Source organism: Enterococcus sp. 6D12_DIV0197, from assembly GCF_002174385.1.
In the GTDB taxonomy this organism is placed as follows: Bacteria; Bacillota; Bacilli; order Lactobacillales; family Enterococcaceae; genus Enterococcus_D; species Enterococcus_D casseliflavus.
The window spans coordinates 1,522,527-1,523,261 of sequence record NZ_NIBN01000001.1; the positions used below are offsets into that span (position 1 = coordinate 1,522,527).

Consider the following 735-nt stretch of genomic DNA (forward strand, 5'->3'; position numbering starts at 1 on the left):
GTTTTTTTATTGGTAAATATGCTGATGATGTGGTTGTAGTTTCAAAAGCTGTAAAGAACCATTTAATATCTTCAAAACTTATTAAAGAAAGTAAGGTTTCTGTTGTATATAATGGAGTAGACAATACTATCTATAATAGTAATCATGATATTAATTATTTATATGATGAATTTGGATTGTCGAAAAATAATATAGTAATAGGAATGGTTGGAAGAGTTAATTCATGGAAAGGTCAAGAGCATTTTCTTCAAGCAATTTCTTCAATTTTGAAAAAAAACTCAGATGTTTATGGAATTTTAGTAGGCGGTGTTTTTGACAATGAGTCTTATAGAATGGAGAATTTGAAAAATCAAATTGCTGATCTAAATATATCACAACAAGTAATTGTAGAGGATTTTCGAAATGATATACCTGCAATTTATGATTTATTTGATATATTTGTTCTTCCCAGTACAAACCCTGATCCACTACCTACTGTTGTGCTCGAAGCTATGGCGAGTGGTAAGCCCGTGATTGGTTATAGCCACGGTGGAGTGACGGAGATGGTAGAAAATGGGTATAATGGCTTTTTATGCGAGGTAAATAACGTTAAGGACTTAGAACAGAAAATAGATTTCTTGATTTCAAATGAAAAAGTAAGAAAAGAAATGGCAAATAATTCAAGTACAAGACAAAAAAAATATTTTTCTTTAGAAAGCTATATAAATAACTTTGAAAAATTATATAGTTCTAGAT

At 29.5% G+C, this 735-nt stretch carries 1 protein-coding gene; it reads left to right on the forward strand.

What is annotated here, in order from left to right:
• The coding region (locus A5867_RS07055) for a glycosyltransferase family 4 protein (RefSeq protein ID WP_170927512.1) at positions 1 to 735 on the forward strand (735 nt) is incomplete at both ends.